Consider the following 236-nt stretch of genomic DNA (forward strand, 5'->3'; position numbering starts at 1 on the left):
GCAGGGTTTCGCTGCGGCTTTGCAGGCTCTTGATGAACCAGCGTGCTTCCTGCAGATGGGTCTTCAGTGATGTGTTGTCGCTGCTGTTGTCGGCGCGGCGGATCATCTGCGCGTAGCTGGTATTGATGCGCAGCTGCGGAATGGCCTCGCTGTTCAGTTCGACTTTCCAGACCCCCTTTTCCTTTTTTACGTAGACATCGGGGACGATGTATTCCGGCTGCGAATCGGCAACCTGG

General features: G+C 56.8%; 1 protein-coding gene. It reads right to left on the bottom strand.

Annotated features, from left to right (window positions below):
- On the bottom strand, positions 1 to 236 hold a 236-nt coding region (locus SB717_RS39485), incomplete at both ends, for an RNA polymerase factor sigma-54 (RefSeq protein ID WP_486360828.1).

It is taken from the genome of Priestia sp. SIMBA_032, assembly GCF_046535215.1.
Classification (GTDB): domain Bacteria; phylum Bacillota; class Bacilli; order Bacillales; family Bacillaceae_H; genus Priestia; species Priestia aryabhattai.